Raw genomic sequence first — 1,612 nt, forward strand, 5'->3', positions numbered from 1 at the left:
GCCCGGACACGTACACCGGCCTCTCGACGTCTGTCATGAGCTCACGCTAACCTACCAAACACTTGTTAGGGAAGACCGCTCGTTCGAGGACCGTCCGCTTCGGACCGTCCGCTTCGGACCGTCCGCTTCGGACCGTCCGCTTCGGACCGTCCGCTTCGAGGAAGGTGACCGTGGACCTCACGCACTCCCCCGCCGACGAGGCGTTCCGCGCCGAGGCCCGTGGCTGGCTCCACGCGCGCGTGCCGGCCGAGCCGCTGCCCTCCCTGGAGACCGAGGAGGGCTTCGCTGCCCACCGTGCCTGGGAGGCCGAACTGGCCGCGGACCGCTGGTCGGTGGTGTCCTGGCCGGCCGCGTACGGCGGACGGGACTCCGGGCTCGTCCGGTGGCTGCTCTTCGAGGAGGAGTACTGGGCTGCGGGCGCCCCGGGCCGGGTCGGCCAGAACGGCGTCAGCCTCCTCGCGCCGACCCTCTTCGACCACGGCACCGAGGAGCAGCGGGCGCGGGTCCTGCCGCCGATGGCCTGCGGCGAGGTCGTCTGGGCGCAGGCCTGGTCGGAGCCGGAGGCCGGGTCCGACCTCGCCTCGCTGAGGTCCAGGGCGGTGCGTACGGACGGCGGCTGGCTGTTGAGCGGGCAGAAGACGTGGTCGTCGCGGGCCGCGTTCGCCGACCGTGCGTTCGGCCTGTTCCGCAGTGAGCCGGACGCGCCGAAGCGCCATCAGGGCCTCACCTATCTGATGTTCGACCTGCGGTCACCGGGCGTGACCGTCCGCCCGATCGGCCGTCTCGACGGGAAGCCGGCCTTCGCCGAGCTCTTCCTGGACGAGGTGTTCGTGCCGGACGAGGACGTGATCGGCGAGCCCGGGGAGGGCTGGCGGGTGGCGATGTCGACGGCGGGCAACGAACGCGGTCTGACGCTCCGCTCCCCCGGCCGCTTCCTGGCGTCCGCGGGCCGGCTGGCCGCGCTGTGGCGCGAGCGCGGCCGGGACCCGTTCATCCGTGACCGGGTGGCCGACGCGGTGATCGGCGCCCGCGCCTATCAGCTGTTCACGCACGCGGCCGCGTCCCGCTTCCTCGACGGGACACCCCTGGGACCGGAGTCCAGCCTGAACAAGGTCTTCTGGTCCGAGTACGACATAGCCCTGCACGAGACGGCCCTCGATCTGCTGGGCGCGGCCGGGGAGTTGGTGGACGCGGACGACGACGGCGACGACGGCGGTTGGGCCGAGGGGTACGTCTTCTCGCTTGCGGGGCCCATCTACGCGGGCACGAACGAGATCCAGCGCGACATCATCGCCGAGCGGCTTCTCGGCCTGCCGAGGGGACGCCGCTGATGCGTTTCCTCCTGGACGACGAACAGACCGCCTTCGCCCGCTCCCTGGACGCCCTGCTGACGGCGGCGGACACACCGGCGGCCGTACGGTCCTGGGGCGCCGGGGACCCGACGGCCGGGCGTGCGCTGTGGTCGCGTATCGCCGAGGCAGGGGTGTTCGCACTGGCGGTGCCCGAGGCGTACGAGGGACTGGGGCCGCGGCCTGTCGAACTGGCCGTGGCCTTTGTGGAGTTGGGGAGGCATGTGGTGCCGGGACCGCTGGTGGAGACGGTGGCGGCGGCC

2 protein-coding genes are annotated in these 1,612 nt (G+C 72.5%); both read left to right on the plus strand.

The annotated features are described in order from the left end of the window. The first annotated feature begins 170 nt into the window (after positions 1-170). Positions 171-1,331, plus strand: a complete 1,161-nt coding sequence (locus tag AOK01_RS38730; protein WP_055520143.1) for an acyl-CoA dehydrogenase family protein — start codon at positions 171-173, stop codon at positions 1,329-1,331. Beyond that, the coding region (locus AOK01_RS38735; RefSeq protein ID WP_213862213.1) for an acyl-CoA dehydrogenase family protein at positions 1,331-1,612 on the plus strand (282 nt) is incomplete at its 3' end. The genes AOK01_RS38730 and AOK01_RS38735, both read left to right, overlap by 1 nt.

This window comes from Streptomyces aurantiacus (assembly GCF_001418335.1).
GTDB lineage: Bacteria > Actinomycetota > Actinomycetes > Streptomycetales > Streptomycetaceae > Streptomyces > Streptomyces aurantiacus.